At 69.7% G+C, this 23,648-nt stretch carries 24 protein-coding genes; 8 read left to right on the plus strand and 16 right to left on the minus strand.

Going from position 1 to position 23,648, the window contains the following annotated elements; all coding sequences use genetic code 11:
• Positions 1-45: 45 nt before the first annotated feature.
• Positions 46-687, minus strand: coding sequence for an RlmE family RNA methyltransferase (locus K8612_RS03360; RefSeq protein ID WP_223761236.1), 642 nt, complete (start codon positions 685-687; stop codon positions 46-48).
• A gap of 81 nt (positions 688-768) precedes the next feature.
• Between K8612_RS03360 and K8612_RS03365 the strand changes: the two genes are divergently transcribed.
• Positions 769-1,176, plus strand: a complete 408-nt coding sequence (locus tag K8612_RS03365; RefSeq protein ID WP_223742258.1) for a hypothetical protein — start codon at positions 769-771, stop codon at positions 1,174-1,176.
• A 51-nt stretch (positions 1,177-1,227) separates the two neighbouring features.
• A complete protein-coding gene (locus K8612_RS03370; RefSeq protein ID WP_223761237.1) occupies positions 1,228-1,515 on the plus strand; it encodes a hypothetical protein in 288 nt (95 codons plus the stop codon).
• Here the strand turns inward: K8612_RS03370 and K8612_RS03375 are convergent, their stop codons facing one another.
• Positions 1,516-2,655, minus strand: coding sequence for an acyl-CoA dehydrogenase family protein (locus K8612_RS03375; protein WP_223742260.1), 1,140 nt, complete (start codon positions 2,653-2,655; stop codon positions 1,516-1,518). It abuts the gene before it with no gap.
• A gap of 332 nt (positions 2,656-2,987) precedes the next feature.
• Between K8612_RS03375 and K8612_RS03380 the strand changes: the two genes are divergently transcribed.
• Genes K8612_RS03380 through K8612_RS03395 form a run of 4 tightly spaced genes read left to right on the plus strand, consistent with a single transcriptional unit; the run spans position 2,988 to position 8,995 of the window.
• On the plus strand, positions 2,988-4,088 hold the full coding sequence (locus K8612_RS03380; protein ID WP_223742261.1) for an efflux RND transporter periplasmic adaptor subunit: 1,101 nt from the start codon (positions 2,988-2,990) through the stop codon (positions 4,086-4,088).
• Between the two features lie 38 nt (positions 4,089-4,126).
• Positions 4,127-7,276, plus strand: coding sequence for an efflux RND transporter permease subunit (locus K8612_RS03385; protein WP_223761238.1), 3,150 nt, complete (start codon positions 4,127-4,129; stop codon positions 7,274-7,276).
• Positions 7,276-7,839 carry a MarR family winged helix-turn-helix transcriptional regulator gene (locus K8612_RS03390; RefSeq protein WP_223742263.1) on the plus strand — a complete coding sequence of 188 codons (564 nt, stop codon included), beginning with the start codon at positions 7,276-7,278 and terminating at the stop codon, positions 7,837-7,839. Before K8612_RS03385 ends, K8612_RS03390 begins: the two co-directional genes overlap by 1 nt.
• Positions 7,840-7,891: 52 nt before the next feature.
• The gene (locus tag K8612_RS03395; protein WP_223761239.1) at positions 7,892-8,995 is read left to right on the plus strand and encodes a hypothetical protein; all 1,104 of its coding nucleotides are present in this window, start codon (positions 7,892-7,894) and stop codon (positions 8,993-8,995) included.
• A gap of 9 nt (positions 8,996-9,004) precedes the next feature.
• Here K8612_RS03395 and K8612_RS03400 read toward each other — a convergent pair whose 3' ends face one another.
• The 9 genes from K8612_RS03400 to K8612_RS03440 form a co-directional block, all read right to left on the minus strand.
• Positions 9,005-10,756, minus strand: coding sequence for an AMP-binding protein (locus K8612_RS03400; RefSeq protein ID WP_223761240.1), 1,752 nt, complete (start codon positions 10,754-10,756; stop codon positions 9,005-9,007).
• A 25-nt stretch (positions 10,757-10,781) separates the two neighbouring features.
• A complete protein-coding gene (locus K8612_RS03405) occupies positions 10,782-11,699 on the minus strand; it encodes an alpha/beta fold hydrolase (RefSeq protein ID WP_223761241.1) in 918 nt (305 codons plus the stop codon).
• Positions 11,696-12,142: an acyl-CoA thioesterase gene (locus tag K8612_RS03410; RefSeq protein WP_223761242.1), complete on the minus strand. Its 447-nt coding sequence runs from the start codon at positions 12,140-12,142 to the stop codon at positions 11,696-11,698. The genes K8612_RS03405 and K8612_RS03410 overlap by 4 nt, the downstream gene beginning before the upstream one ends.
• Before the next feature lie 39 nt (positions 12,143-12,181).
• Positions 12,182-12,547: a holo-ACP synthase gene (locus K8612_RS03415; protein WP_223742301.1), complete on the minus strand. Its 366-nt coding sequence runs from the start codon at positions 12,545-12,547 to the stop codon at positions 12,182-12,184.
• Positions 12,547-13,506 carry a ferritin-like domain-containing protein gene (locus tag K8612_RS03420; protein ID WP_223742268.1) on the minus strand — a complete coding sequence of 320 codons (960 nt, stop codon included), beginning with the start codon at positions 13,504-13,506 and terminating at the stop codon, positions 12,547-12,549. The genes K8612_RS03415 and K8612_RS03420 overlap by 1 nt, the downstream gene beginning before the upstream one ends.
• Positions 13,503-13,799, minus strand: a complete 297-nt coding sequence (locus tag K8612_RS03425) for a hypothetical protein (RefSeq protein WP_223761243.1) — start codon at positions 13,797-13,799, stop codon at positions 13,503-13,505. Before K8612_RS03425 ends, K8612_RS03420 begins: the two co-directional genes overlap by 4 nt.
• Before the next feature lie 148 nt (positions 13,800-13,947).
• Positions 13,948-15,126, minus strand: a complete 1,179-nt coding sequence (locus K8612_RS03430; protein WP_223761244.1) for a CaiB/BaiF CoA-transferase family protein — start codon at positions 15,124-15,126, stop codon at positions 13,948-13,950.
• A gap of 93 nt (positions 15,127-15,219) precedes the next feature.
• A complete protein-coding gene (locus tag K8612_RS03435; RefSeq protein ID WP_223742271.1) occupies positions 15,220-15,549 on the minus strand; it encodes an SCP2 sterol-binding domain-containing protein in 330 nt (109 codons plus the stop codon).
• A 96-nt stretch (positions 15,550-15,645) separates the two neighbouring features.
• Positions 15,646-16,020 carry a response regulator gene (locus K8612_RS03440; protein WP_223742272.1) on the minus strand — a complete coding sequence of 125 codons (375 nt, stop codon included), beginning with the start codon at positions 16,018-16,020 and terminating at the stop codon, positions 15,646-15,648.
• Positions 16,021-16,227: 207 nt separating this feature from the next.
• Between K8612_RS03440 and K8612_RS03445 the strand changes: the two genes are divergently transcribed.
• Positions 16,228-17,277 (plus strand): sensor histidine kinase KdpD, encoded by a 1,050-nt coding sequence (locus K8612_RS03445; protein WP_223742302.1) that lies wholly within the window; start codon positions 16,228-16,230, stop codon positions 17,275-17,277.
• Between the two features lie 78 nt (positions 17,278-17,355).
• The gene (locus K8612_RS03450) at positions 17,356-17,592 is read left to right on the plus strand and encodes a twin-arginine translocase TatA/TatE family subunit (protein WP_223742273.1); all 237 of its coding nucleotides are present in this window, start codon (positions 17,356-17,358) and stop codon (positions 17,590-17,592) included.
• Between the two features lie 131 nt (positions 17,593-17,723).
• On the opposite strand, the gene K8612_RS03455 is transcribed toward K8612_RS03450, so the two are convergent.
• From K8612_RS03455 to folE, 5 genes are all read right to left on the minus strand, one after another.
• Positions 17,724-19,592, minus strand: coding sequence for an AMP-dependent synthetase/ligase (locus K8612_RS03455; protein WP_223761245.1), 1,869 nt, complete (start codon positions 19,590-19,592; stop codon positions 17,724-17,726).
• Positions 19,589-20,329, minus strand: coding sequence for a tetratricopeptide repeat protein (locus K8612_RS03460; RefSeq protein ID WP_223761246.1), 741 nt, complete (start codon positions 20,327-20,329; stop codon positions 19,589-19,591). The genes K8612_RS03455 and K8612_RS03460 overlap by 4 nt, the downstream gene beginning before the upstream one ends.
• Before the next feature lie 146 nt (positions 20,330-20,475).
• Entirely contained in the window at positions 20,476-21,216 is a 741-nt protein-coding gene (locus tag K8612_RS03465) for an RNA polymerase sigma factor RpoD/SigA (RefSeq protein WP_223742276.1), read from the minus strand.
• 230 nt (positions 21,217-21,446) lie between these two features.
• Positions 21,447-22,874, minus strand: coding sequence for an FAD-binding oxidoreductase (locus tag K8612_RS03470; RefSeq protein WP_223761247.1), 1,428 nt, complete (start codon positions 22,872-22,874; stop codon positions 21,447-21,449).
• Complete coding sequence (gene folE / locus K8612_RS03475; RefSeq protein WP_255652079.1) at positions 22,871-23,440, minus strand: GTP cyclohydrolase I; 570 nt, start codon at positions 23,438-23,440, stop codon at positions 22,871-22,873. The genes K8612_RS03470 and folE overlap by 4 nt, the downstream gene beginning before the upstream one ends.
• Between the last annotated feature and the right edge of the window lie 208 nt (positions 23,441-23,648).

Here is a 23,648-nt window from a genome sequence, read left to right on the forward strand (position 1 = left end):
GGCACTCTAGACGCCGCCCGCGTCCCTGGCGTTCCCTTCGCTGTTTCAGGACGCCGCTGGCGCCGGAGCCCGGCGCCGCAGCCCCACCACGTAGACCTCCATGCTGGCGCCGCGCGTGGCCTCCGGACGGACGATCTTCACCTCCTCGAAGTGCTGGCGCACCTCGTCACGGAAGGCCTCGAAGTCGCCGCCCATGAAGACCTTGGCCACGAACGTGCCGCCGGGCCTGCCGCGCGTGGCGGCCACCTCCAGCGCCTTGCCCGCGAGCCGCAGGCTGCGCGCCTCGTCCGTGCCCTTGATGCCGGACGTCTTGGGCGCCATGTCGGAGATGACCGCGTCGAAGGGACCGTCGTACATCGCGGCCAGCTTCGCGTCGAAGTCGTCCGCGAGCACGTCCAGCACCGCCGTCGTCACCCACTTCTGGGTGAACGGCCGGATGGCGACGATGTCCACGCCGATGACGCGCCCATTCATCCCCACCGCGTCCGCCAATATCTGGAGGAACCCGCCCGGCGCCGCGCCCAGATCCAGCACCGCCGCGCCCTTCTTCACGGACCCGGGGAAGCGCTTGAGGATCTCATCAACCTTGAACGCGGAACGCGCTCGCAGTCCCTCTTGCTTGGCTTTCTGGAAATAGTGGTCTTTAGGACGGTAGGGCTTGCCCATGTCAGAAGCCGTCCCTAGCATCCGCTACTGTCTTCGGAAAGCCGGAGCAGTCGCGGCCTGTCGGCTGGCCGCGCCCACGGACTTCGCCGGAGGGTTGGTGGCATGGGCACCCGGAGCGTGACAGCGGCCTTGTGCATCTCCCTGCTCTTCGCGGGTGGGGCGGCGTTCTGCTACGCACGCGCCGAGGCCCTGCAGGCGGAGGGGCGCTGGCTGATGGCCCGGGGCAGCGCCCAGGCCTCCGACTTCGCCCAGAAGCTGGACGGCAGCTCCGTGGACGCCCAGTTGAAGACCTTCAAGGAGCGCCGTGGGGTGATGGAGCAGGCCCACCGCTGGCAGCGCGGCATGCTGCTGGGCATCATGGCCGCCGTCCTGTCCGCCCTGTCCGCCTACGTCCTCTTCCTCCTCAAGCGGCTGGATGATCAGCTCCTGGACGCCACCGGCGAGCTGCGCCGGCCCCAGGAGGCCTCCTCCCTGCCCGCCCCGGCGTTCGCGCCCAGCGTCCAGCGTTAGCCGGGACTCTGGCAGGATGCCCTCCGTCACCGTCTGACGGGGAGGACCGCCATGCCCGGCTGCGCGCACTGCGGACGCACGCTCGACATCATCGCCAACCAGGTGGGCCGCCGCGACACGTGTCCCGGCTGCGAGGAGGACCTGCGCTCGTGCCGCAACTGCCGGCACTTCGACGAGTCCGTGGCCAAGGCCTGCAAGGAGCCCTTCGCGGAGGTGCCCCGCGACAAGGACGAGGCCAACTTCTGCGAGCTCTTCCAGTTGGGCGAAGGCGGCCTGCACCCGAAGGACTCCCGCGACGCGATGCTCAGCGCCACGGAGGCCCTCTTCGGCAGGAAGTAGCTAGAAGCCGTACAGCTTGGAGATGATCTCCTTCATCACCTCGGACGTGCCGCCACCGATGGTGATGAGCCGCACGTCGCGCCACATGCGCGCGATGGGCGTCTCCTCGATGTAGCCCATGCCGCCGAAGAACTGCTGGCAGTCGTAGGCCACGCGCTGGGCCAGGTCTCCGGCGAACAGCTTCGCCATGGAGATCTCCTTCACCGGGTTCTCCTTCCGGTCGTAGAGGTCCACCGCGTAGTAGTTGAGCCGCCGCGCCGCCTCCACCGCCGTCAGGTGCTCCACGAACTTGTGGCGCCACACCTGGAACTTGATGAGCGGCCGGCCGAACGCCTCGCGCTCGTTGCCGTACTGGAGCGCGTCCTCCAGCATCCGGTCCATGCCGCCCACCGTGGTGATGGCGCCCACCAGGCGCTCACCCTGGAAGTTGGTCATGATGTGGTAGAAGCCCGCGTTCTCCTCGCCCAGCACGTAGCGCGCGGGGATGCGGCAGTCCTCGAAGTAGAGGATGGCCGTGTCCGAGGACAGGTTTCCAATCTTGTCCAGCTTCTTGGAGACGCCGAACCCCTTCACGTCCGTGGGGAACGTCACCAGCGAGATGCCGCCGTAGCCCTGCTCCCCCGTGCGCACCGCCAGCGTGATGAAGTCCGCGCGCGTGCCGTTGGTGATCCACATCTTGGAGCCGTTGATGACGTAGTCGTCGCCGTCCCGGCGCGCCGTCGTCTTGATGCTCGCCACGTCGGAGCCGCACCCCGGCTCGCTCACGCCCAGCGCCGCGATGCGCTCGCCCTTGAGCGCGGGCTCCAGGAACTCGCGCTTCTGCTCGTCCGTGCCGATTTCGTTGATGATGGGCGTGGCCATCTGGCTCTGCACCAGCAGCGCCATGTTCACGCCCGCGTTGCGGCTGCGCGACAGCTCCTCCGCGAACGCCGTCACGTACCAGTAGTCCAGGCCGCTGCCGCCGAACTTCGGGTCGTGGTTGATGCCCAAAAAGCCCAGCTCGCCGCACTTCTTGAACAGCTCCTTCGGGAAGATGCCCGCCCGGTCCCACTCCAGACCGTAGGGCGCCATCTCCTTCTCCACGAAGGCGCGCACCGACCTGCGAAACGCTTCGTGGTCCTCGGTGAACGGGTTGAGCATCGCGAGTCCTCGGGGGTTGTCCCGCTGTGGGTTGATTCGCGAGTCAATAACAGGCCCCCGGCGTCAGCCACAAGCGACGCGCCCCGTCCCCACCCCGCCCGGCGCCCGCCTTCCTGGTGACGCAGCGCGCCGGCACCGGTGTTGTGAAGAAGTCTGAAGCTCGGCAGGGCAAGCAGCCAACCCCGCAGGATGACTGGGGAGTGGATAGTCCGCACTCCGGAGTATCCTCTTGACAGATAATCGAGCGTCGGTAATTTCTAGCCCACAAAGAATTAGCCGGAGCAGGTGCCAGGGCGGGTGTCCCGCCGGCGACCCGGCAGGAGTTCGGACGCGTGAATCAGCGAATCTTGGCTGCCGTGGTGGCCGTGGCGGTGTCGACGGCGGGGTGCTCGAAGGCGGGCGCGGAGAAGGCGCAGCTTCCGGCGCAGCAGGAAGGCTCCAACGCGCTGGGCGTCAAGGCCATCACCCCGGCCACGGAGCTGGAGCAGAACGTGACGCGCGTGACGGGGCAGGTCCGCTCCAAGCAGGAGGCCGTCCTGGGTCCCCAGGCGACGGGCACGCTCGCGAAGGTGAACGTCCGGGTGGGCGACAAGGTGAAGAAGGGCGACGTGCTGGCGCAGTTGGACACGTCCAACGTGGCCATCGCGGTGGACCAGGCGAAGGCGGCCAAGGACATGGCGGAGGCCGCGCTGCAGTTGGCCACCAGCAACCTGGAGCGCACCCGCAAGGTCGCCGAGTCCGGCGGCGTGGCGGCCAACGCGCTGGAGCAGGTGGAGATTGGCCAGAAGCAGGCCGCGGCCCAGGCGGCCCAGGCGGGCGCGGCCTACCGGCTGGCGCTGGAGAACCTGCGCGACCACAACATCGTGGCGCCCTTCAACGGCATCATCACCGCGCGCAACAAGAACGTGGGTGACTCCGTGGCGATGACGCCCTCCACGCCGGTGTTCTCCATCGTGGACACGGACGGGCTGGAGATCCGGATGATGGTGCCGGAGTCCGTCATCGACAACGTGACGCCGGGCACCGTGACGCCGGGCACCGTGAACCCCAGCGGCATGCGCTTCGAGGCGAAGGTGGCCAACGTGGGCGCCGTCATCGACGCGCAGAGCCGCACCGTGGAGGTGCTGGCGGACGTGACGGGCAAGACGGACCACCCGCTGCGCCCCGGCGCGCTGGTGGAGATGGACTTCTCCAAGGCCGCGGGTGACGCGGGCAACGGCCTGTTCCTGCCGGCGCAGGCCGTGAGCAGCAAGGGCCAGGACGGCTTCGTGTGGGTGGTGCAGGACGGCACCGTGCGCAAGCGCGACGTGCGCGTGCAGCGCGTGCTGCCGGGCTACGTGAAGGTGCTGCAGGGCCTGACGGCGGAGGAGCGCGTGCTCGCCGACGCCTCGCTGGACGTCAAGGAGGGGACCGCCGTGCGCGTCGCGCAGTAGCGGTCCCTGCCCTCCCCTCTTCTTTCCTGGGTACCTGAATGCTCAAGACCTTCATTTCACGGCCCATCTTCACCGCCATGCTGATGCTGGCGGTGGTGGTGTTCGGCCTGTTCGCCTATCCGAAGATCGGCGTGGACCAGTTCCCCGACGTCGACTTCCCCGTCGTCACCGTGACGACCATCCTCCCGGGCGCGGACCCGGAGACCATCGAGAAGAACGTCTCCGACCCGCTGGAGGAGGCGCTCAACACGCTCAACGGCGTGGACACGCTCAAGTCCATCAACGTCGAAAGCGTTTCGCAGATCGTCGTGCAGTTCAAGCTGTCCACCAAGGTGGACATCGCGGCGCAGGACGTGCGCGACCGCGTGCAGGCCACGCTGAGCAAGCTGCCGGACGAGGTGGAGACGCCCGTCGTGGAGAAGTTCGACATCGGCGCGGCCCCCATCATCACGCTGGCGCTCGCGGGCGCCCTGCCGGTGGAGGAGCTGACGCGCGTGGCGGATGACATCGTGAAGCCGGCCCTCCAGCGCCAGCAGGGCGTGGGCAGCATCGACATCGTCGGTGGCCGTGAGCGGGAGATCCAGCTCGTGGTGGACCCGCAGCGGCTGCGCGGCTTCGGCCTGGCCGTCAGCGACGTCAGCCAGGCGCTCAAGGCCCAGAGCCTGGACGTCCCGGGTGGCCGCAGCATGGACAGCGGCCGTGAGCGCATCGTGCGCCTCACGTCCGAGGCGAAGAGCGTGGAGGACATCCGCAACATCATCATCACCAGCGCGGGCGGCTCGCCCATCCGCGTGCGCGACATCGCGGAGGTGGTGGACGGCCCCGCGGAGCAGCGCTCGGGCGCGAAGAGCGGCGAGCGCAGCGCGGTGGCGCTGGTGGTGCGCAAGCAGTCCGGCTCCAACACGGTGCAGGTGGCGGACCTGGTGAAGGAGTCGCTGGCGGAGATCAACAAGTCGCTGCCCGCGGGCGTCCAGGTGGAGACGGTGACGGACAACTCGCGCTTCATCCGTTCGTCCATCCACGCGGTGCAGGAGGACCTCATCCTGGGCGGCGTGCTCGCCGTCCTCATCGTGTTGGTGTTCCTGCGCAACCTGCGCTCCACCATCGTGGCGGCCATCGCGCTGCCGGTGTCCGTGGTGGGCACGTTCGCGGTGATGGCGGCGCTGGGCTTCACCTTCAACATGATCACGATGCTGGCGCTGACCCTGTCCATCGGTCTGCTCATCGACGACGCCATCGTGGTCATCGAGAACATCGTCCGTCACATGGAAGAGGGCGCCTCGCCCATGCAGGCCGCGCTGGAGGGCGCCGGACAGATTGCCCTCGCGGTGCTCGCGGTGACGCTGGCCATCGTGGCGGTGTTCATCCCGGTGGCCTTCATGGACGGCATGATCGGCAAGTTCTTCTACCAGTTCGGCGTCACGGTGGCGGTGGCCACGCTCATCTCCTACGTGGTGTCCATGACGCTCACGCCGATGCTGTCCTCGCGCCTGCTGCGTGAGCACGGCCACCCGACGGGCATCTCCGCCTCGGTGGAGAAGGTGCTGGTGGGCATGGAGAACGGCTACCGGAAGGTCCTGGGCGGCATCCTCCGTCACCGCGCGCTCACGATGATCGTCGCGGTGGTGGTGCTCTTCGCGACCTTCGGCCTGGCCCGCTTCCTCAAGTTCACGTTCATCCCGGAGCAGGACAACGGCAACATCAAGCTCACGGTGGAGCTGCCCATCGGGTCCACCATCCAGGAGACCCAGGCGCAGTTGGACACCTACGCGGCGCAGGTCCAGGCGCTGCCGGGCATCGCCTCCACGTTCACCACCGCGGGCGGCGGCGTGCAGGAGGAGGTCCACAAGGGCGAGGTCCTCATCAACCTGAAGCCGGTGAGCGAGCGCGCCTTCAAGCAGAGCGAGCTGAAGGCCTACCTGCGCCAGACCCTCAAGGCCCCCCCGGGCATCGTGGTGGCCGTGCAGGACGTGGCCGCGGTGTCGGGCGGCGGCGCGAAGTCGCAGCAGGTGCAGTTCAACCTGCGCGGCGACAACTGGAAGGAGCTGACGGAGTCCGCGGAGAAGATGCGCCAGGCGATGCTCAAGAACCCGGGCCTCACCGACGTGGACATGACGTACCGCTCCGGCAAGCCGCAGTACGACGTGCAGGTGGACCGCGACCGCGCGGCCACGCTGGGCGTGCCGGCCGCGGCCCTGGGCCAGACGCTGCGCGCCTACCTGGGCCGCGACAAGGTGCTGGACTACCGCGAGGGCGGCGAGACGTACGAGGTGAAGCTGCGCCTGCCGCCGGAGACGCTGGCCTCCGCGGACGCGCTCGGTCAGTTGTCCGTGCGCTCCCCCACGGGGCAACTGGTGGAGCTGCGCAACCTGGCCCGCATCGTCCCCGCGGAGGGTCCGGTGCAGATCGACCGGCAGGCGCAGCGGCGGCAGATCACCATGCTGGCGAACCTGAAGGAGGGCTACGCGCTCTCCGACGCCATCACCTACATGCAGGGCTACGCCGCCACGGAGCTGCCCAAGAGCGTCACGGGCGAGCTGGAAGGCAACGCGAAGGAGCTGGGCAAGTCGGTGGCCGCGTTCGGCACGGCGCTGCTCCTGGGCATCATCCTCATCTACATGATCCTCGCGGCGCAGTTCGAAAGCCTCATCCACCCGTTCACGATCATGCTGTCCTTGCCCTTCGCCTTCATCGGGGCCATTGGCGGCCTGCTGATCACCGGCCAGTACATGTCCATGTTCGCCCTCATCGGCGTCATCATGCTCATGGGCCTGGTGGTGAAGAACGGCATCCTCCTGGTGGACTTCACGCTGCAGGTCCGTGAGAAGGGCCGCACGGCGCACGAGGCGCTCCTGGAGGCCGCCCCGGTGCGTCTGCGCCCCATCCTGATGACGACCATCGCGATGATCGCCGGCATGATCCCGGTGGCCATCGCCAAGGGCGACGGCGCGGAGACGCGCGCGCCCATGGCCATCACCATCATCGGCGGCCTCATCACCTCCACGTTCCTCACGCTGGGCGTGGTGCCGGTGGTGTACTCGCTGCTGGATCAGCTCGCCGCGCGCTTCAAGCGCAACAAGGGCAGCGACCCCGGCTTCGCGGGTGGCTCCGGCACGGCGCACGGTCCGGTCAACCAGGACCGTGAGCGGGAGGCCGCGGCGGCCGCGGCCCGGGTGGAGACGGCCTGATGCGCCGCCCCACCTCCATCATGCCGCCCTCGGAGCCGGACGCGCGCTCCGAGGGGAAGGACGAAGCCGCCGACGAGAAGGCCATGATGGAGCGCCTGCTCCAGGAGGGGGACCAGTCCACGCCGGACTCGCGCCGCTTCATGGGGCTCATCCGGGAGCTGGCCCACTTCCGCTCCCTGAGGGACCCGCTGGCGAGCCTCTGCGACGACATGCGGCTGACCCCCACCCAGGTGCACGCGCTGGGGTGGCTGGGCATGGACGGCCCCACCCAGGTCGGGGTGCTGGCCCAGCGCATCGGCATCACCAAGAAGACCATCACCGGCGTGGTGGACCGCCTGGAGGACATGGGCATGGTGGAGCGCGGCCGGGACGCGGAGGACCGCCGCGCCGTCACCGCGAAGCTCACCGACCGGGGCTGTGAAATCTACAAGGTCATCCAGTTGATGACGGACGCGGGCATCCGCCGGTTGATGGGCCTGCTTCCCGAGGAGGACCGCGAGGCGCTGTTCGGCATCATCGAGCGGATGCTCGCCCGCATGAAGGCCAGCGCCCCGCCGCGCTGAGGACGTCTCCCAGGTGCGTGGACGGGCGCGGGCTGCGACACTGCCCGCGCCCATGCTCCCCTCCTTCGTGGCCCTGCTCGGGCTCGGCCTGAGCGCCGCGCCCCCGCCCTCCCCTCCTTCCGCGCCCGCGGTGCTCCATACGCAGTGCCGCGCGCACGCGGCGGATCCCTCCAGGCCCTGGGCGCTCGCGCACGGCATGGACCTGGACGGGAAGGCGTTCCGCGCGCGGGACGGCCGCCCGGCCTCGGACGCCATCGTCGCGGGGTTCCTGCGCCGCGACGCCCCGGACGCGGGGGGCGCGGCCCGCTACTTCTTCGACGCCTTCACCCCGGACGGCACGCCCGTGGAGCCCCACCCGGCGCTCCAGGTGAAGACGTTCCTGCTCGCGGGCTACCCGCGCTCGCAGGCGTTCCCCGCCGCGTGGGGAAAGGTGACGCTGCGGGAGCTGGTGGCGTCGCTCCAGCACGACTTCCGCCCCGCGCTCGCCACTTCGCCGGACGGAGCGTGGGCGCTGGACGCGCTGTCCCACGTGCTGGAGCCCGGGGGCGCGTTCGTCAACGGCGCGGGTGAGACGGTGCGCATGGACGCGGTGATGGACGCCGCGCTCGCCACGCTGGAGTCCGCGAACGCGGAGCTGAGGCGGGGCATGAAGGCGGGCCTCCCCCAGGTGCCCAAGAACAAGCAGGGCATCTACGCGCACCCGTGTGGCGGGCTCCACTTCTTCCAGGCCGTCGCGGGCTGGGCGCGCTTCCCCGCCGTGCGCAAGGCCTGGGGCGCGCGGCTGGACGCGCAGGTGGACGTGCTGGTGTACCGGCAGGGCTCGGAGGCGAAGCAGTACGAGGCCGCCCTCACCGCCGCGCCCGCGTACCGCGTCCCGGTGCTGGTGCAGATGGTGAAGTTCCACGGCCACTTCCTGGAGGCGCTGGGGCGCTACCGGGACGAGACGGGCTGGAAGCCCACGCCCGCGCAGGCCCGGGCGGTGGCGGAGGCGAAGGCCGCGCTGGAGCACGCCACGCTGAGGCTGGAGGCCACGGGCGCCTTCCGCGACACGGAGGCGCTGGCCAGGACGCAGCCCCAGCTCGCCCTGGACCTGGTGGGCGATGCGTGCCACGCGGCGCGCGGGTGGGACCTGTGGGCCTCCACGAAGGCCCGTTGAGCCCCGGGCTCAGGGCCCGTCCTGACGCCGGCCCCCCGGCTTGAGCCGCTGGAGGCCCGCGGTGAGCGCCGCCTTCCCGGAGGCCATCCACCGCCGGCCCCGCTGCCGCGCGACCATCACGGAGCCCAGCACGAGCCGCTGCGCGCGCATCTGGAGCAGGTCCGCCCTCAGCTCCATGGGCGTCACGGTGCGGATGCGGCCCTGCTCGTAGGCCTCCGTGATGGCGCGGCGCTGGAGCTTGCCGCTGCTCGTCTTCTGGAGCTGGCCGTAGCGGATGAAGAGGACGTCCTCCTGCGCGAGCGTCACGCCCACCGTCTCCAGCACCGACTGACAGACCTGCTTGCGGCTGGCCTCCAGGCGCTCCAGCGCGGACGGGTGGTTCACCTCCGCCAGCACCACGAGGCGCCCCTTCACCTGGATGACGGCGGTGCGCCCCGGGCGGATGAAGGCCAGCCGCTCCACGGCCTGCTCGAAGTCCGCGGAGAAGAAGCTCTGGCCGTTCACCTTGATGCGGTCGTTGATGCGCCCGGTGATGAAGAGCTCGCCCTCCTTCTGGAAGCCCAGGTCGCCCGTGGCGTAGAAGCCGTCCTCGCCGCGCAGGGGCCGGTCATCCAGGAAGTACGACGGCGCCAGGCTGCCGCCGCGCAGCTCGATTTCGCCCATCTCGCCCTCGCCGCACGGCCGGCCGTCCTCGGCGCGCAGCCGCACCTCGAACTCCGTCAGCGGGCGGCCCACGGAGATGGCCGGCTGGCCGTTGGGCGCGGTGATGACGCGCACCGTCTGGCGCGGCGGCACGCTCGCGACCATCAGCACCGTCTCCGCCATGCCGTAGCAGGGCATGAACACGTCGCGCCGCAGGCCGCACGGGGCGAGGATCTCCAGGAACTGCTCCAGGTTGGGGATGTTGATGGGCTCGCTGCCCAGGTAGATGCTCTGCACGCGCGACAGGTCCAGCCGCTTCAAATCTTCCGCGTCCGCCGACTTGAGCGACTTGAGCGCGTAGTCGATGGCGAAGTTGGGGATGACGGAGCCCATCACCTTCTCGGAGGAGATGAGCTCCAGCCAGCCCAGCGGGTCCATCAGGAACGACGCGGGCTGGGACAGCAGCAGGTCATTGCCCACCGTGATGCAGGTGAGCAGCCCGCCGATGAGCCCCATGTCGTGGTAGAGCGGCAGCCAGCTCGTCACCCGGTCCTCGGCCGTGCGGCCGTCGTGCCGGATGATCATCCGCAGGTTCGCGGCCAGGTTCTCGTGGGTGATGGGCACGCCCTTGGGGAACGACGTGGACCCCGACGAGAACTGCACGAACGCCAGCTCCTCCGGCGCCACCTCGCGCAGCTTCGCTCCCGGACGCTTCGCGCCCGCGGGCGGCGGCGGCAGGCGCTCCAGGGGCAGCTCCAGGCCGGCCAGGCTGGGCACGTCCAGCACGAGCTGCGCGCCGTAGCGCTCGCGGATGCGCCCGAGGAACTCCCGGTAGGGCCCCTTCGGCGTGCTCAGGATGTACGGCTTCACGGACAGGGGCACCGCGCCCAGCTCCATCAGCGCCAGGAAGGCGAAGATGACGGACGAGGAGGTCTCGAAGGGCAGCACCACGCGCGTGCCCGGCGCCACGCCGCGCGCGCGGAAGTGCTCCGCCGCCCCGGCCACCCGGGAGGCGAACTCCCGGTAGGGCACGAACTCCGGCGGCCCGACGAAGTCGTCGTAGAGAAACAGGCCGCGCCGCGGGTCCACCGCCTCCAACCGCTGGATGATGTCGAGCATGTGAAAAGCCTCCCCTCCGGGTTCTTCAGTGCGCGGGCGCCACCTGGCGCATCCACGCGAGCACACGGGGCAGCACCTCCGCGCGGGCGCGCTCTCCGCGCACCACGTCGAAGTGGCCCGCGTCCCAGCTCAGCCCCTGCGCGCGCCCCAGCACGGCCAGCTCCTTGCGGGTGCCGCCCAGGTGGGCCACCAGCTTCTCCACGCGCATCGGTGACGCATGGAACAGGTCCGCCGCGCCCACGCCCGCGAACACCGGCAGCGTCACGTCGCGCAGCGCGCTCCAGTAGTTCGTCGCGCCGTCCGCGCTGCGGAACGCGCCCGTGGGCGCCCAGTCCGTGAACTGCCGCATCACGCCCGCCGGTTCGTCCCAGGGCCCCTGCTTCAGCGCCTTCGCCGGGAAGCGCCCCAGCAGCCCCGCCAGCGCGGCCGAGAAGCCCAGTTGGAAGCGCTTCTTGAACCCGCCGTCGCTGTAGTCGTTCACCGCCGAGGACAGCGTGCACACGCCAGACACCGCGGCCTGGAGCGAGGGGTCCACCCCCAGGGCCGCCAGCGCCGCGTAGCCCGCCATGCTGTGGGCCAGCAGGAACAGCGGCCCGGTGTGCCGCGCGCGCACGGCCCGCACCAGGTCCGGGATGTCGTGGCGCACGTACGTGTCGAAGCTCCAGTCGTACGCGCGCTTCGCGGGCCAGCGGCTCTTGCCGTGCCCGCGCAGGGACGCGACGTAGGCCACGCAGCCCGCGTCCACGAACGTGCGCGCGGCCCCGTCACCCTGCGCGCCCAGGAAGAAGCGGCCGTCGGAGAACAGCCCCGGCACGAAGAGCACGCCGGGCGCGGAGTCCCGTGTCCCGGACAGGCGCGCCTCCACGACGTGCAGCGCGTGCTCCTGGGACGTGGGCACCCAGAACTCCAGGGACGCGAGCTCCGGCTTCGCGTTCGTGCTCATGGGCGCGGATCCTCCACGGGGGCCGCCGGGGCGCGCGCGGCGGCCAGGAACTGCTGCAGCGACGCGAGCGACCGCTCCCGCGCGTCCAGGAAGGCCACGCTCACCAGCGCCTCCACCGCCACCGGCCCGTCCGCCGCCAGGAACACGCGCTGCCGGAAGCGCGCGCGGTAGTTGAGGCCGTCCTCCTCCAGCTCGTCCGCCGCGGGTGACTCCAGCTCCGTGTGCACCACCACGTCGCCCGGGGGAATCTCGCGGCGGTAGTCCACCTCCACGCGCGACACCACGGCCACCACCGTCCCCCCGCGCGTCAGCCCCTGCCGCTCCAGCCAGGCCCAACGGCCGGCCTCCAGGTACTCCAGCGTGGTGGCGTTGTTCACGTGCCCCAGGGTGTCCAGGTCGTTGGGGCGCACGCGCAGCGTCAGGGACGACTCTTCGAAGTGCACGGGGGGATGTCCTTCTGGCTGCCGGGGGGGACAGCGACTTCAGGGAGACGGAGCGCGCGTCACGATGACCACCGTCGAGACGAACCCTCCGCTATGTGACAGCGAGACAGCGACCTGCAGGGCCTCGCGCGCCAGGTGCGCCGCGAGCGTGCCGTGAAACCGGAAGCGCGGCGCGTGCCGGGCGTCGTGGACGAGCTCCGCGTCCGTCCAGAACCAGCCGGCGACCGCGGGCAGCGCCTTGAAGAGGGCCTCCTTCGCGCTGAAGCCCGCCGCCAGGCTCTGCAGCGGATCCGCCGCGCGCTCGAAGTGGGCGAGCTCCGCGGCGGTGAAGAAGACGTCCGGCTCCCGCAGGGCCCGCGCGGCCTCCAGCTCCGAGATGGCCTGGAGGTCGTGGCCCAGGCCCATCAGCACCCGACGAGGTCCATCCAGGTGTCCTCCACCTCCTCGCGCGACGCCACCGTGATGCCGGTGATGCGCTTGAGGGCGTGGAAGATGAGCTGCTCCTTCTTGCGCAGCGCGTCCGGCGCGTAGAAGCCCTCGCGGTGCTCCAACTGATCCCACCAGTTGACGTGGGTGTCGCGGCTCTCCACGCGCTCGCGCTTGCTGCCGTGCACCTCGCCGCCGTCGCGCAGGAACAGGTGCGCCACCGCGAACGCCTCCTTGGCCTTGTAGGCGCCGCTGTCCACCAGCGCCTTGGCGAAGGCGATGAAGTAGTTCATGTGCTGCACTTCGTCCGCGGCCACCTGCTTGAACAGCGCGCGCAGGCCCGGGTCCTGGACCCTCTGCGAGCACTGGCCGTAGTCCACCGCCGCCACCACCTCGGAGATGGCCAGCAGCGTGAGCGTGCGCAGCATGTCGTCGTCGGGGAAGACCTTGCGGAACTCGATGAAGGTGGCGTCGCTGACGGGCTCCAGCTTCAGCACCGAGGACAGGCGGTTGAACGCCGTCTCGTGGTGCGCCTCCTCCTCGTTCCAGTAGCGGCTCCACGTGCCGCACGCCTGCATGATGGCGGCGACGGTGGGGTTCTTCTCCTGCCACCGGCGGCACTCTCCGTCCGCCAGCCGCTCCAGCCGGTCCGCGCCCGGCTTCGTCGTCAGCTCCGCCCGCCCCGCGTTCCACACCAGGTGCCGGTCGGCTTCACCCACCTGTGTGGAGTCCACGTGGGAGAGCATCTCCACCACGCTCCAGCGCCGCGACTCGTGCAGGCGCTGCTGCTCCCAGGTGACGTCCACCAGCGACATGCCCCGCTGGGTGAGCGCTTCGTACAGCTCCGCCAGGATGGCCGGGCGGCCTTCGCCCGGAGGAGCCTTGGAGGGGACGCCAGTCGCTTCTTCGTGTTCGAGGCTGCGCGCCAGGACGCTCATGCCGACTTCCGCTCCGGGTCCGTGACTTCACCCATGAAGACCGCCAGGACCTGCGACACCGGTGTATCCAGGGACAGTGCCGGCAGGCGGACCCGCAGTCCAAAATCCTTGCGCAGCCCGTTGGACGTGCGGGCAAAGGCCTCCATCAGGTCCACGCTGTTGGTCATGCGCTCGGAGCGCGTGATCAGCGCCGCGAGCGAGAGATCCTCGGCGAACAACTCCTCCTCCGTGAGACCCACGTTTTCTGCGAACTTCCGGCGGATGTATGACTCGAGCTCCTGCGCGTCGGGCACGGGGGACCTTCCTTCCCAGGGCTTGAAAGTCGATTTTCCAGTCAGAAAACAGGAAAGATCTAACTGTGGCCCCGGAGCTGTCAATCAGCAACGGGTCACTTTGGATCCGCGTGCGAACCCGCCCTCCTGGGTTCGTTTCACGCGTTGTTCATGCAAGCAGGCGCGAGATTTCCTCGGCCGTGAAACCCGCGTCTTCCAGGATGACGCGTGAGTGTTGTCCCAGCGTGGGCGGTGGACGCAGTGCGACGTCGCCCATGCGCAGCGGCGTGAGCAGGTGTGTCACGCGGATGCCGCGCTGCGCATCGTCCGCGTCCACGAAGAGGCCGCGCGCGCGCAACTGCGGATCCGCGAGCACCTCGTCGCCCTCCGCCACCGGCTCCACGCAGAACTCCGGGCCGGAGAGCTGCTCACGCCAGTGCGCCAGGGGCTGGCTCGCGAGGATGCGGGCGAGCTCCGCCTTCACGCGCGCGCCGTCCTCGCCCCCTGAGTACGCGTCATCCAGCAGCTCCGGGCGGCCCAGCTTCGCGCAGAGTGCGCCGAAGAACTTGGGCTCCAGCGCGCCCACCGCGAGCCAGCGGTCGTCCGCGGTGCGGTACAGGCCATAGCTGGGGTAGCCGCCGTTGAGCGGCTCGCTCCCTCGCTGGAGCGGCGTGCCCTCCTGCCCCATGAACAGGCGCGAGGCCAGGTGCAGGTGGAGGAAGGCCAGCGCGCCGTCCGTCATGGACACGTCCACGAAGCGGCCCACGCCGGTGCGCTGGCGCTCGTGCAGCGCGGCCAGGATGCCCACCAGCGCGAAGAGGCTGCCCCCGCCGATGTCCGCCATCTGCACGCCCGGGAACGCGGGCGCGCCGCCGGCTTCGCCGCCGTAGCCCAGCAGGCCCGCGCGGGCCACGTAGTTGAGGTCGTGCCCCGCCTTGAGCCGGTCCGGCCCCGTCTGGCCGTAGCCGGAGATGGCGCAGTAGATGAGCCGCGGGTTCTTCTGGCGCAGCACCGCCTCGCCCACGCCCAGCTTGTCCATGACGCCGGGGCGGAAGCTCTCCACCAGCACGTCGTAGTGGGCCACGAGGCGCAGGAGCGCGTCACGCCCCTCGGGCGTCTTGAGGTTCAGCGCGAGCGAGCGCTTGTTGCGGTGCAGCCCGTAGTAGAGCGCGCCCTCTCCGTCGCGGTGCGGCGGCATGTGGCGGGTGGCGTCCCCCACGTCCGGGTCCTCCACCGTGTCCACGGTGGCGCCCAGGTCCGCGAGCACCAGCGTCGCGTACGGGCCGGGCAGCAGGCGTGACAGGTCCAGCACCCGCAGGCCCGCGAGGGGGGCAGACGGCTCAGGCATGAAAACGGGGCTCCAGGGGGGAGGTGGAGACATGCAGACGGCGCGTCCCCGCCAGGGGTGACGCGCCGTCGGTACGACACGAGACTCAGAGGCTCAGGCCAGCAGCTTCGCCAGCTTCATGGCGAGGCCCATGTCCATCGGCTTGAACTTGAGCTTGCCCTGCATGGCGGCCATCTGCGGGTTCAGCTTGCCCTCGCGGATCTTCACGAAGTCGTCGTTGCTGACGGTGACCGTCATCTTCGACGCGCCGTTGAGACCCTCGGACACCCAGCCGTCCGGCTTGGTGGTGTCCAGCGTCCACTTGCCGCCGCCCTCACCGGAGACGTCGAAGTGGATGATGGCGTTGATGTCCTTCGCCAGCTCCGGCTTCGCCTGAAGCTTCTCGGGAATCTGCGTCTCGATGATGTCCTTCGCGCTCGCCATGACTCGCTCCTTTTTAGCGTTGATTGGTGAATCAAGCCTGCGCGGACCGTAGTGGCGCGCCACGGCCCCGGTCAAGCACGGCCACGGGGGGCGTGCTCAGACGCGCGACGTGTCCGCCGAGGGGCCGAGGGACTGTCGCACCATCGACAGCAGGTCGTTGAGCTCGAAGGGCTTGGCCAGGTGGCCCATGGCGCCGATGTCCTTCGCCTTGCTGCCGACGTTGCGGTCCGCGCTGAGGACGATGATGGGGATGCCCGCGAAGGCCGGCTTCTGGCGCATGCGCTGGGCGAACTCCCAGCCGTCCATCACCGGCATCATCAGGTCCAGGAGGATGAGGTGCGGAGGGTCCGGTTCCAGGCGCTCCAGGGCCTCCTTGCCGTTGCGGGCACGGCGGATCTCGAAGCCCTCGGCCTCCAGGATCTCCGAGAGCGCTTCAAGGATGTCGGGATCGTCGTCCACGACGAGCACCACGGGTGCATCAGCATGCTGTGCGTTGAGCGAGGTCAGAGGTGTCTCCTCGATGCCGCTACCGGAGGTCGATCTTCCACCATCACTGGCCCCCCGGGTGCAAGAAATCAAGGGGCCCGCGGACGGAGCCGGAGCCCGTTGCAAAACCGACAGTCACTGCCCACCCTTCCGTTGATTCGAGGCACGGCCAGGGAGGCCCGCGTGACGTGGATGGGGGAGACGCCTGGAGGCAACGAAGCCGCGCCGGGGCTCGCGCTGCTGCCGCGGCAGGGGACACCCCGCCTGCTCGGCCCCCTGCTCCTGGACTACCTGGGGCTGGAGGCCCTGCCCCCCGCGCCCGCCGCGACGGGCATCGACGGGCTGATGGCCGCCGCGGGCTTCCGCCGCAAGGACGGCGAGCGCAACCTGTGGGAGCGCCAGGAGCGCATCCTGCTGGTGGGCGAGGAGCCGCTGGAGGACGGCGGGCGCCTGGTCTGGGCGCTGCCGGTGCCCTGGAGCCTGGAGCAGGGTTCACCCCAGGTGTCCCAGGCTTCACCGCCGGGCGAGCGCGTGGCGGACCGCGTGCGCTTCCTGTCGCTCGCGTCGCACGACCTGCGCGGGTCGCTGGCCAACATCCGCTCGTACGCGGCCCTGCTGCTCAACGGGCGCATCCCGCTGGAGCCCAAGGCGCAGCGCGGGCTGGAGACCATCCTGCGCAACGCGGACCGGGCGCTCTCCTTCGCCCAGGACTTCTTCGACTCCAGCCGCGCGGACCTGGGCGCGCTCGCGTGTGAGCGGGAGCGGCAGCCGCTGCTGCCCATCCTGGATGCCGCGGTGGAGCGCACGCGCGCCGCGGCGTCCGCCGCCAACGTGGGGCTGGTGCTGGACGCGCTGCCGGAGCTGCCCGACGTGACGGTGGACGCGGGCCGCATCCAGCACGCGGTGGAGGCCTTCGTGCACCACCTGCTGGCGCGCGCGCAGCCGGGCGAGGCGCTCCACGTGCGCGCCGAGCGCCTGGGGCCCCAGGTGCGGGTGGAGGTGCGCCGCGAGGGCGCGGCCGTTCCGGAAGAGGACATCGACGCTGTCTTCCAGTGCGAGGCGCGGGCCTTCCGCGAGCGAAAGCTGGAGGATCCGCTGCGCGTCTTCCTGGCCCGGCAGGAGGTGGAGGCCCATGGTGGCCAGGTGGGTGGCCGGGTGGACGCGGGCGGCACCACCCTCTTCCTCACGCTGCCCTTATCGCTGCCAGAGGAACTCGGGCAGCCAGCGGGCTGGCAGGCATGAGCCCCGGCCGCTGGAGTTGCTAGCGCGACCCACCTCCCACCGGTATGCTCCCCCGCGCATTTCGTGAGGAGCGAAGCCATGGGATTGAAGCTTCCTGAGATTCTTCTGATTTTCGCGGCGCTGCTGCTGCTGTTCGGCGGCTCGCGGTTGCCGCAGCTCGGCTCGTCCCTGGGCAGCGCGCTCCGCAACTTCAAGCGCGGCTTCTCCAGCGACGAGGACAAGGACGACGCTTCCGAGAAGAAGCCCGGCACGCTGTCCGCGTCCACCACCGTGGACAAGGACGTCGCCGCGAAGTCGCCCAGCTCCCACGCCTGAGTAGCGGGTCCGTCCGGGTGGGCCCGGGAAGGCCCCGCCCCTGACGTCACAACATCCCTGAACGTTCACCCGTGACGCCCGTACCCTGCTCGCTCGCAAGCGGCCAGGGACGGGCGTCGGGCTTTGGTGCGTCAGTCCATGACCTTGGCGCCTTCGTACATGGCGTCGATGGTCTTGATGTACTTCTGGCTGGCGACCTTGCGCTTCACCTTGAGGGTGGGCGTGAGCTCACCGGTCTCCTGCGTGAAGTCCGCGTCCATCACCGCGATCTTCTTGATGCTGGAGTACGGGGGGATCTCCGCGTTCACCTTCTTGATGATCTCCTCGACGGCCACCTTGATCTCCGGCCGCTGGGAGTTCTGCGCGTAGGTGCCCACCGCGATGCCCTTCTCCTCCAGCAGCTTGCGCGCCGGCTCCTCGGAGACGGTGATCAGCGCCACGAGGAACGGGCGCTTGTCGCCGTACACCATGGCCTGGCTGATGAGCGGGAAGGTCTTGAGCGTGTTCTCGATGTTCTGCGGCGCCACGTTCTTGCCGCCCGCGGTGACGATGATGTCCTTCTTGCGGTCGGTGATGCGCAGGTAGTTGTCGGAGTCCACCTCGCCGATGTCGCCGGTGTGGAACCAGCCGTCCGGCTCCAGCACCTCCGCGGTGGCGGCGGGGTTCTTGTAGTAGCCCTTCATCACGCAGGGGCCACGCACCAGGATCTCACCGTCCGCGGCGATCTTGATCTCCGTGCCCGGGACCGGCGGGCCCACGGTGCCGATCTTGATCTTCTCCACCCGGTTGGCGTTGCACGGAGCGCTCGTCTCCGTGAGGCCGTAGCCCTCCAGGACCTTGAGCTCCAGCAGGTCGAAGAAGTAGGCGATCTTCCGGGACAGCGGCGCGCCGCCGGAGATGAAGATGCGCATGTTGCCGCCCAGCTTCTCGTCGAGCGTCTTTCGCACCTTGGAGAACACGAGCTTCTTCGCCAGGCTGAACATCAGCGTGTCGTACTCGCGCCCCTGGCCCTTGGCCTCGGCGTACTCGTCGAAGAGGCCGAAGGCCCACTTGAAGAGCTTGCCCTTCACGCCGGGCGCGGCGGAGCCGTTGGCCACGACGTTGTTGTAGACCTTCTCGAACACGCGCGGCACTGACGGCAGCACCGTGGGGCGCGTCTCCGCCAGGTTCGCGAGCAGCTTGTCCACCGACTCCGCGATGATCAGCCGGAAGCCCATGGACAGCCACGCGGCCTTCACCACCTGGGCGAACACGTGCGCCAGGGGCAGGAACAGCATGACGGAGTCCTCCGGCTTCATCATGCCCATGGCCTGGGTGGCCTTCGCTTCATAGGCCCAGTTGCCGTGGGTGAGGATGACGCCCTTGGGGTCGCCCGTGGTGCCGGAGGTGTAGACGAGCAGGTTCGTGTCGTCCGACTTCACCTGCGCCACGCGCTCGGCGAACGCGGACTCGGCGGCCTGGGGCTGCCCCTTGCCGGAGGCCACCATGTCCGCGAGCGACATCTCCTTGTCGCCGGAGACCGGGCCCTCGAAGACGACGATCTTCTGCAGCGAGGGGATGTCCCCCAGCTTGGAGCGCACGCGCGACAGGCGGCCCGCCTGCTTGGCGTCCTTCTCGTCGTTGTCGACGAGCAGCAGCTTCGTCTCCGAGTGGTTCAGGACGTAGCGGCACTCATCCGGCGTGTTGGAGCCATAGATGGGCACCGTGATGGCCTGGGCCGCGCTGATGGCCAGGTCCGCGATGATCCACTGCAAGCTGGTGTTGGCGAAGATGGCGACCCGGTCCCCGGGCTGGACGCCCTGGGCGATGAGGCCCGCCGCCTGCGCCTTCACGTCCTCCAGCACCTGCGCGAACGTGACGTCCTGCCAGCGCCCGTCCTTCTTGTGCGTCACGCCTACCTTGGAGGCGTTCTGGGCCCGCTGAACGAGCAACTGGACGAGGTTCTGCTCCTGCGTCCCGCCCGCCGCGGGAGCCGTCGTGACCTGACTCTCTGCCCTCACTTGAGCTCCTCCTGGATGTCGGCATCCACCTTCTTGGCCCACTGCTGCACGCGCTGCCCCTCCGCGGGGTTGTACGCGGTGCTTCCCTGCTTGACCTTCTCGATGGCCGCGCTCGCCTCCTTCGCCTTGCCGTCCTTCAGCAACGTCTCGGCCAGGTAGTAGTGCGCGCGCAGCGACTGCGGAAACTTGGCGATGGCCTTCTGGTAGTACTCGGCGGACTTGCCCAGGTCCCGCTTGGGCCAGGGCAACTCATAGAAATAACGCCCCTTCACGACCCAGGGACCGCCGTACTCGTACGTGGCGTCGAGCTTCAGCGCGGTGTCCAGGCGCTCGTTGAACTTGCCCTCCAGCCCGTCGCCCAGCGCCTTCATGATGCCCACGGCCTGCGAGTAGGAGCCGATGCCACAAGCGGCGAAGTAGTACCCCTCCACGCGCGCCGGCTGGAGCTTCGCCGCCTTGTCGCCGGCCTCCCAGGTCTGCTTGCCCAGGACCATCTTCAGCTTCTTCTCCGTGGCGCCGTCCGCCTGCCACTGGAGGATGCGGGCCTTGCGCCACGCCAGGTCGAAGTCGTCCGGCGCGGCCTTGAGCGCCTCGGACACCTGCGTGTCCAGCGCCTTGACGGACTCGGCCTCATTGCGCTTCGCGTACAACGCGTCGAGTTGGTCGAGCAGCGCGGGATCCGCGGCGTGTGCCGGGACGGCCCAAAGCACCCAAAGGGCAAGCAATTTCAAGCGCATCGAAAAGCCTTAGCATGCACGCTCGCCTACCATCAACCGAACGCGCCAGACGCAGCGCGGCAAAAAAGAAGACGGGACCGGCAAGGTGCGAACACCCCGCCAGGTCCCGTCAGCGATGCGACAGAAGCTGCTTGCGCCCGTCCGCTTCAGGCCGCGTCGGCCGTGGCGGTGTGCTCCTCGTTCTCGTTGAAGGCGATGAGGTAGCGCTCCAGGAAGTTCTTCGTCTTCAGCTCCACCTGGCGCACGCGCTCGCGCGACACGCCCCAGCGCTGGCCCAGCTCCTCCAGCGTCAGCGGCTTGTCCTGCGTGAGGCGCTCCTGGAGGATGTCCCAGCCCAGGTCGCCAATGCGCTTGCGCACCTTGGCCAGCGCGTCCTGGATTTCGGTGTCCTGCTCGCGGGAGAGGAACGACTCCTGCGGGGAGGGACCGCCGTCCTCCAGCCGGTCGAGGAAGGTCGTCTCGCCCTCCTCGTCGATGGTCGCGTCCAGCGAGAAGTCCACCATGCTGCCGCGCTCCGCCTCGCCGCCGCGCACCTGGCTGCGATTGTCCTTCAGGTAGCGGGTGATGTAGGCGCGGATCCACCACACGGCATAGGTGGCGAAGCGCACGTTCTTCTTCGGGTCGAAGTGCTCGATGGCCTTCATGAGGCCGACGTTGCCTTCCTGGATGAGGTCGTCCAGGCGGGCCCCGCGGTTGGCGAACTTCTTCGCCACGGCGACCACGAAAGCGAGGTTGGAGCTGGCGAGCGTCTGTCGGGCGCTCTCGTCACCCTTGCGGGCCTGGCGGGCCAGCTCGTACTCCTGCTCACGCGTGAGCTGCTGGTGCCCGCCCAGGTGACGCAGGTAATGCGAAAGGCCCTCTGCCGCGTACTTCGTCGAGTTGGCCATGATTTCCCGTCCTTCCGTTCGTAACTGCCGGACGCGATGAATCCCCCGACGAACCGCGTCCACCTGTCACTAGGACGCGCAACGGCGGAAAGGGTTTCTCATTCCTTCCAAGAAGGGCATTTCCCCCTCTTACCCTTGTCAAAAGCCCATCACGCGCTCGCACTTCCGGGCCCTTGGAGGCGCGCGACGCGACGGGTGGGACAGCACCTACGTTTCCGGTCACGAAGTCTTCAACGCTTGAGCGCGGGGAAGATTTTCTCGGGATTGAGCAGGCCTGATGGATCGAAAAAGGCCTTCAGGCGCCGCTGCAGCTCCAGCAGCGCGGGCGCCTGCTCCAGCGCCAGATATTCCCGCTTCGCGTGCCCCACTCCGTGCTCGCCGGTGATGGTGCCGCCCAGCTCCACGGTGAGCATCAACATGCGGCGCAGCGCCTCATCGACGAGGGGGCGCTGGCTGGGACGTTCGTACAGGATGTTGGCGTGCAGGTTGCCGTCGCCCGCGTGGCCGTAGGTGGCCACGGTGAGCCCCAGCTCCTCGCCCATCTTCTTCAGCCGCTCGATGATCTCGGGAATTTTCGAGCGGGGGACCACGATGTCCTCGGAGATCTTCGCCGGCTTGAGCGCGCGCAGCGCTGGCGAGATCACCCGCCGCGCCGCCCACAGCTTCTCGCGCTGGCTGTCGTCCTGGGCCACCAGGGTCTGGGTGGCCCCGTGGCGCTCGCAGAGGTCCCCCAACAGTTGGAGCTCCGCGAGCACGCCCTCGGAGGTGTTGCCGTCGACCTCGGCGATGAGGGCCGCGCCCGCGCCCGGGGGGAACTGGAAGCTGCCCCGGTGCACGATGGCCTGGACGGCGACCTCGTCGATGAGCTCCAGGCAGCGCGGCAGCAGGCCCGCGGCGAGCACCGCGGAGACGCCCTTCGCCGCGTCCAGCACGGACGGGAACACCACCAGCGCGGTCATCACCTGACGCGGCAATGGAATGAGTTGCACCGTGATTTCGGTGGCCACGCCGAGCGTGCCCTCGGAGCCCACGAAGAGGCCCACCAGGTCGTAGCCGGCCACGCCCTTGATGGTGCGCCGGCCCACGCGCAGCACCTCGCCGTCCGGCATCACCCACTCCAGACCGATGACGTAGTCGCGCGTGACGCCGTACTTCAGGGCGCGCGGGCCGCCGGCGTTCTCCGCCACGTTGCCGCCCAGCGTGCAGAACTCCCAGGAGTTCGGATCCGGCGGGTAGAAGAGCCCTTGCGCCTCCACCGCCTTCATCAGGTCGCCCGTCACCACGCCGGGCTCCACCACCGCGGTGAGGTCCTCGCGGGAGATGGAGCGGATGCGGTTCATGCGCTCCAGGCTCACCGCCATGCCGCCCTTGAGGGGCAGCGAGCCGCCGCTCTTGCCGCTGCGCGCGCCGCAGGGGGTGAAAGGCACGCCGTGCGCCTGGCACGCCTTGAAGATGGCGGACACCTGCGCGGTGGACTCCGGCAGGAGGACGGCGTCCGGCCGGTAGACGCCGCTGTCGGACTCGTCGCGCGCGTAGGCGTCGAGCGTGGCCTCGTCGCGCTTCACCTGGCCCTGGGAGAGCACGTCCGCCAGGGCCTCCAGCACCTTCGCCACGCGCTCGGGCGCCACCCGCTCGAAGGTCTGGGCGGCGGGGTTCATCGGCCTGTCCCCGGACGGGCGCCCAGGCGGGCCCACAGCTCGCGGCGCAGGGGGCCGTCGCGGCGCAGGCGCCCTTCATAGGCCTCCGCGTGGGTGACGGCGTCGCGCTGGTGGTCGGCCCTCAGCCGCAGGCACGCCTGCTCCGCCTCCAGGATGCAGGCGGTGGCGGGGCTGCCGAGCACGCGGGCGAGCGAGCGCGCCACCTGCCGGGCCAGGTCCTCCTGGAGGATGAGCCGGTGGGCGAAGAGGTCCACCAGCGCGCCGATGCGCCCGAAGCCCACCACGCGCGAACCCGGCACGTAGGCCACGTGGGCGCGGCCGGTGAAGGGCAGGAGGTGGTGCGGGCACATGGAGTGGAAGCGCAGGTCCGTCACCACGACCAGCTCGCCGGAGGAGTCCGAGGGCGCGGGGTAGGTCTTCCCGAGCGCCTCCTCCGGGGTGCGGCCGTAGCCGTCGAGGAAGCCGTTCGCCCACACGTCGGCCACGCGCGTGGGCGTGTCCACCAGGTTCACGTCCTGGAGGTCGAGCCCCGCGGCGGTGAGGAAGTCGCGGACCGCCCGGGCCATGGCGACGGGGTCGGGGCGCACGGCGCGAGGGGCCGGGGCCTTGGCGGCGGGGGCGCGGCGACGGGAACGGGAGGAAGGCACGGGCGGCGCGACTCCTGGCGCGATGGGGCGTGGCGGTGGTCCACCCAACCTAACCGATGCGGCCAGGAGGGACGTCCGGAATGAAAACAACGTTCCCTGGTCATCGTGTCGTGGCGGGGCTCGCCCG

Source organism: Corallococcus sp. AS-1-6, from assembly GCF_020037015.1.
Lineage (GTDB): Bacteria > Myxococcota > Myxococcia > Myxococcales > Myxococcaceae > Corallococcus.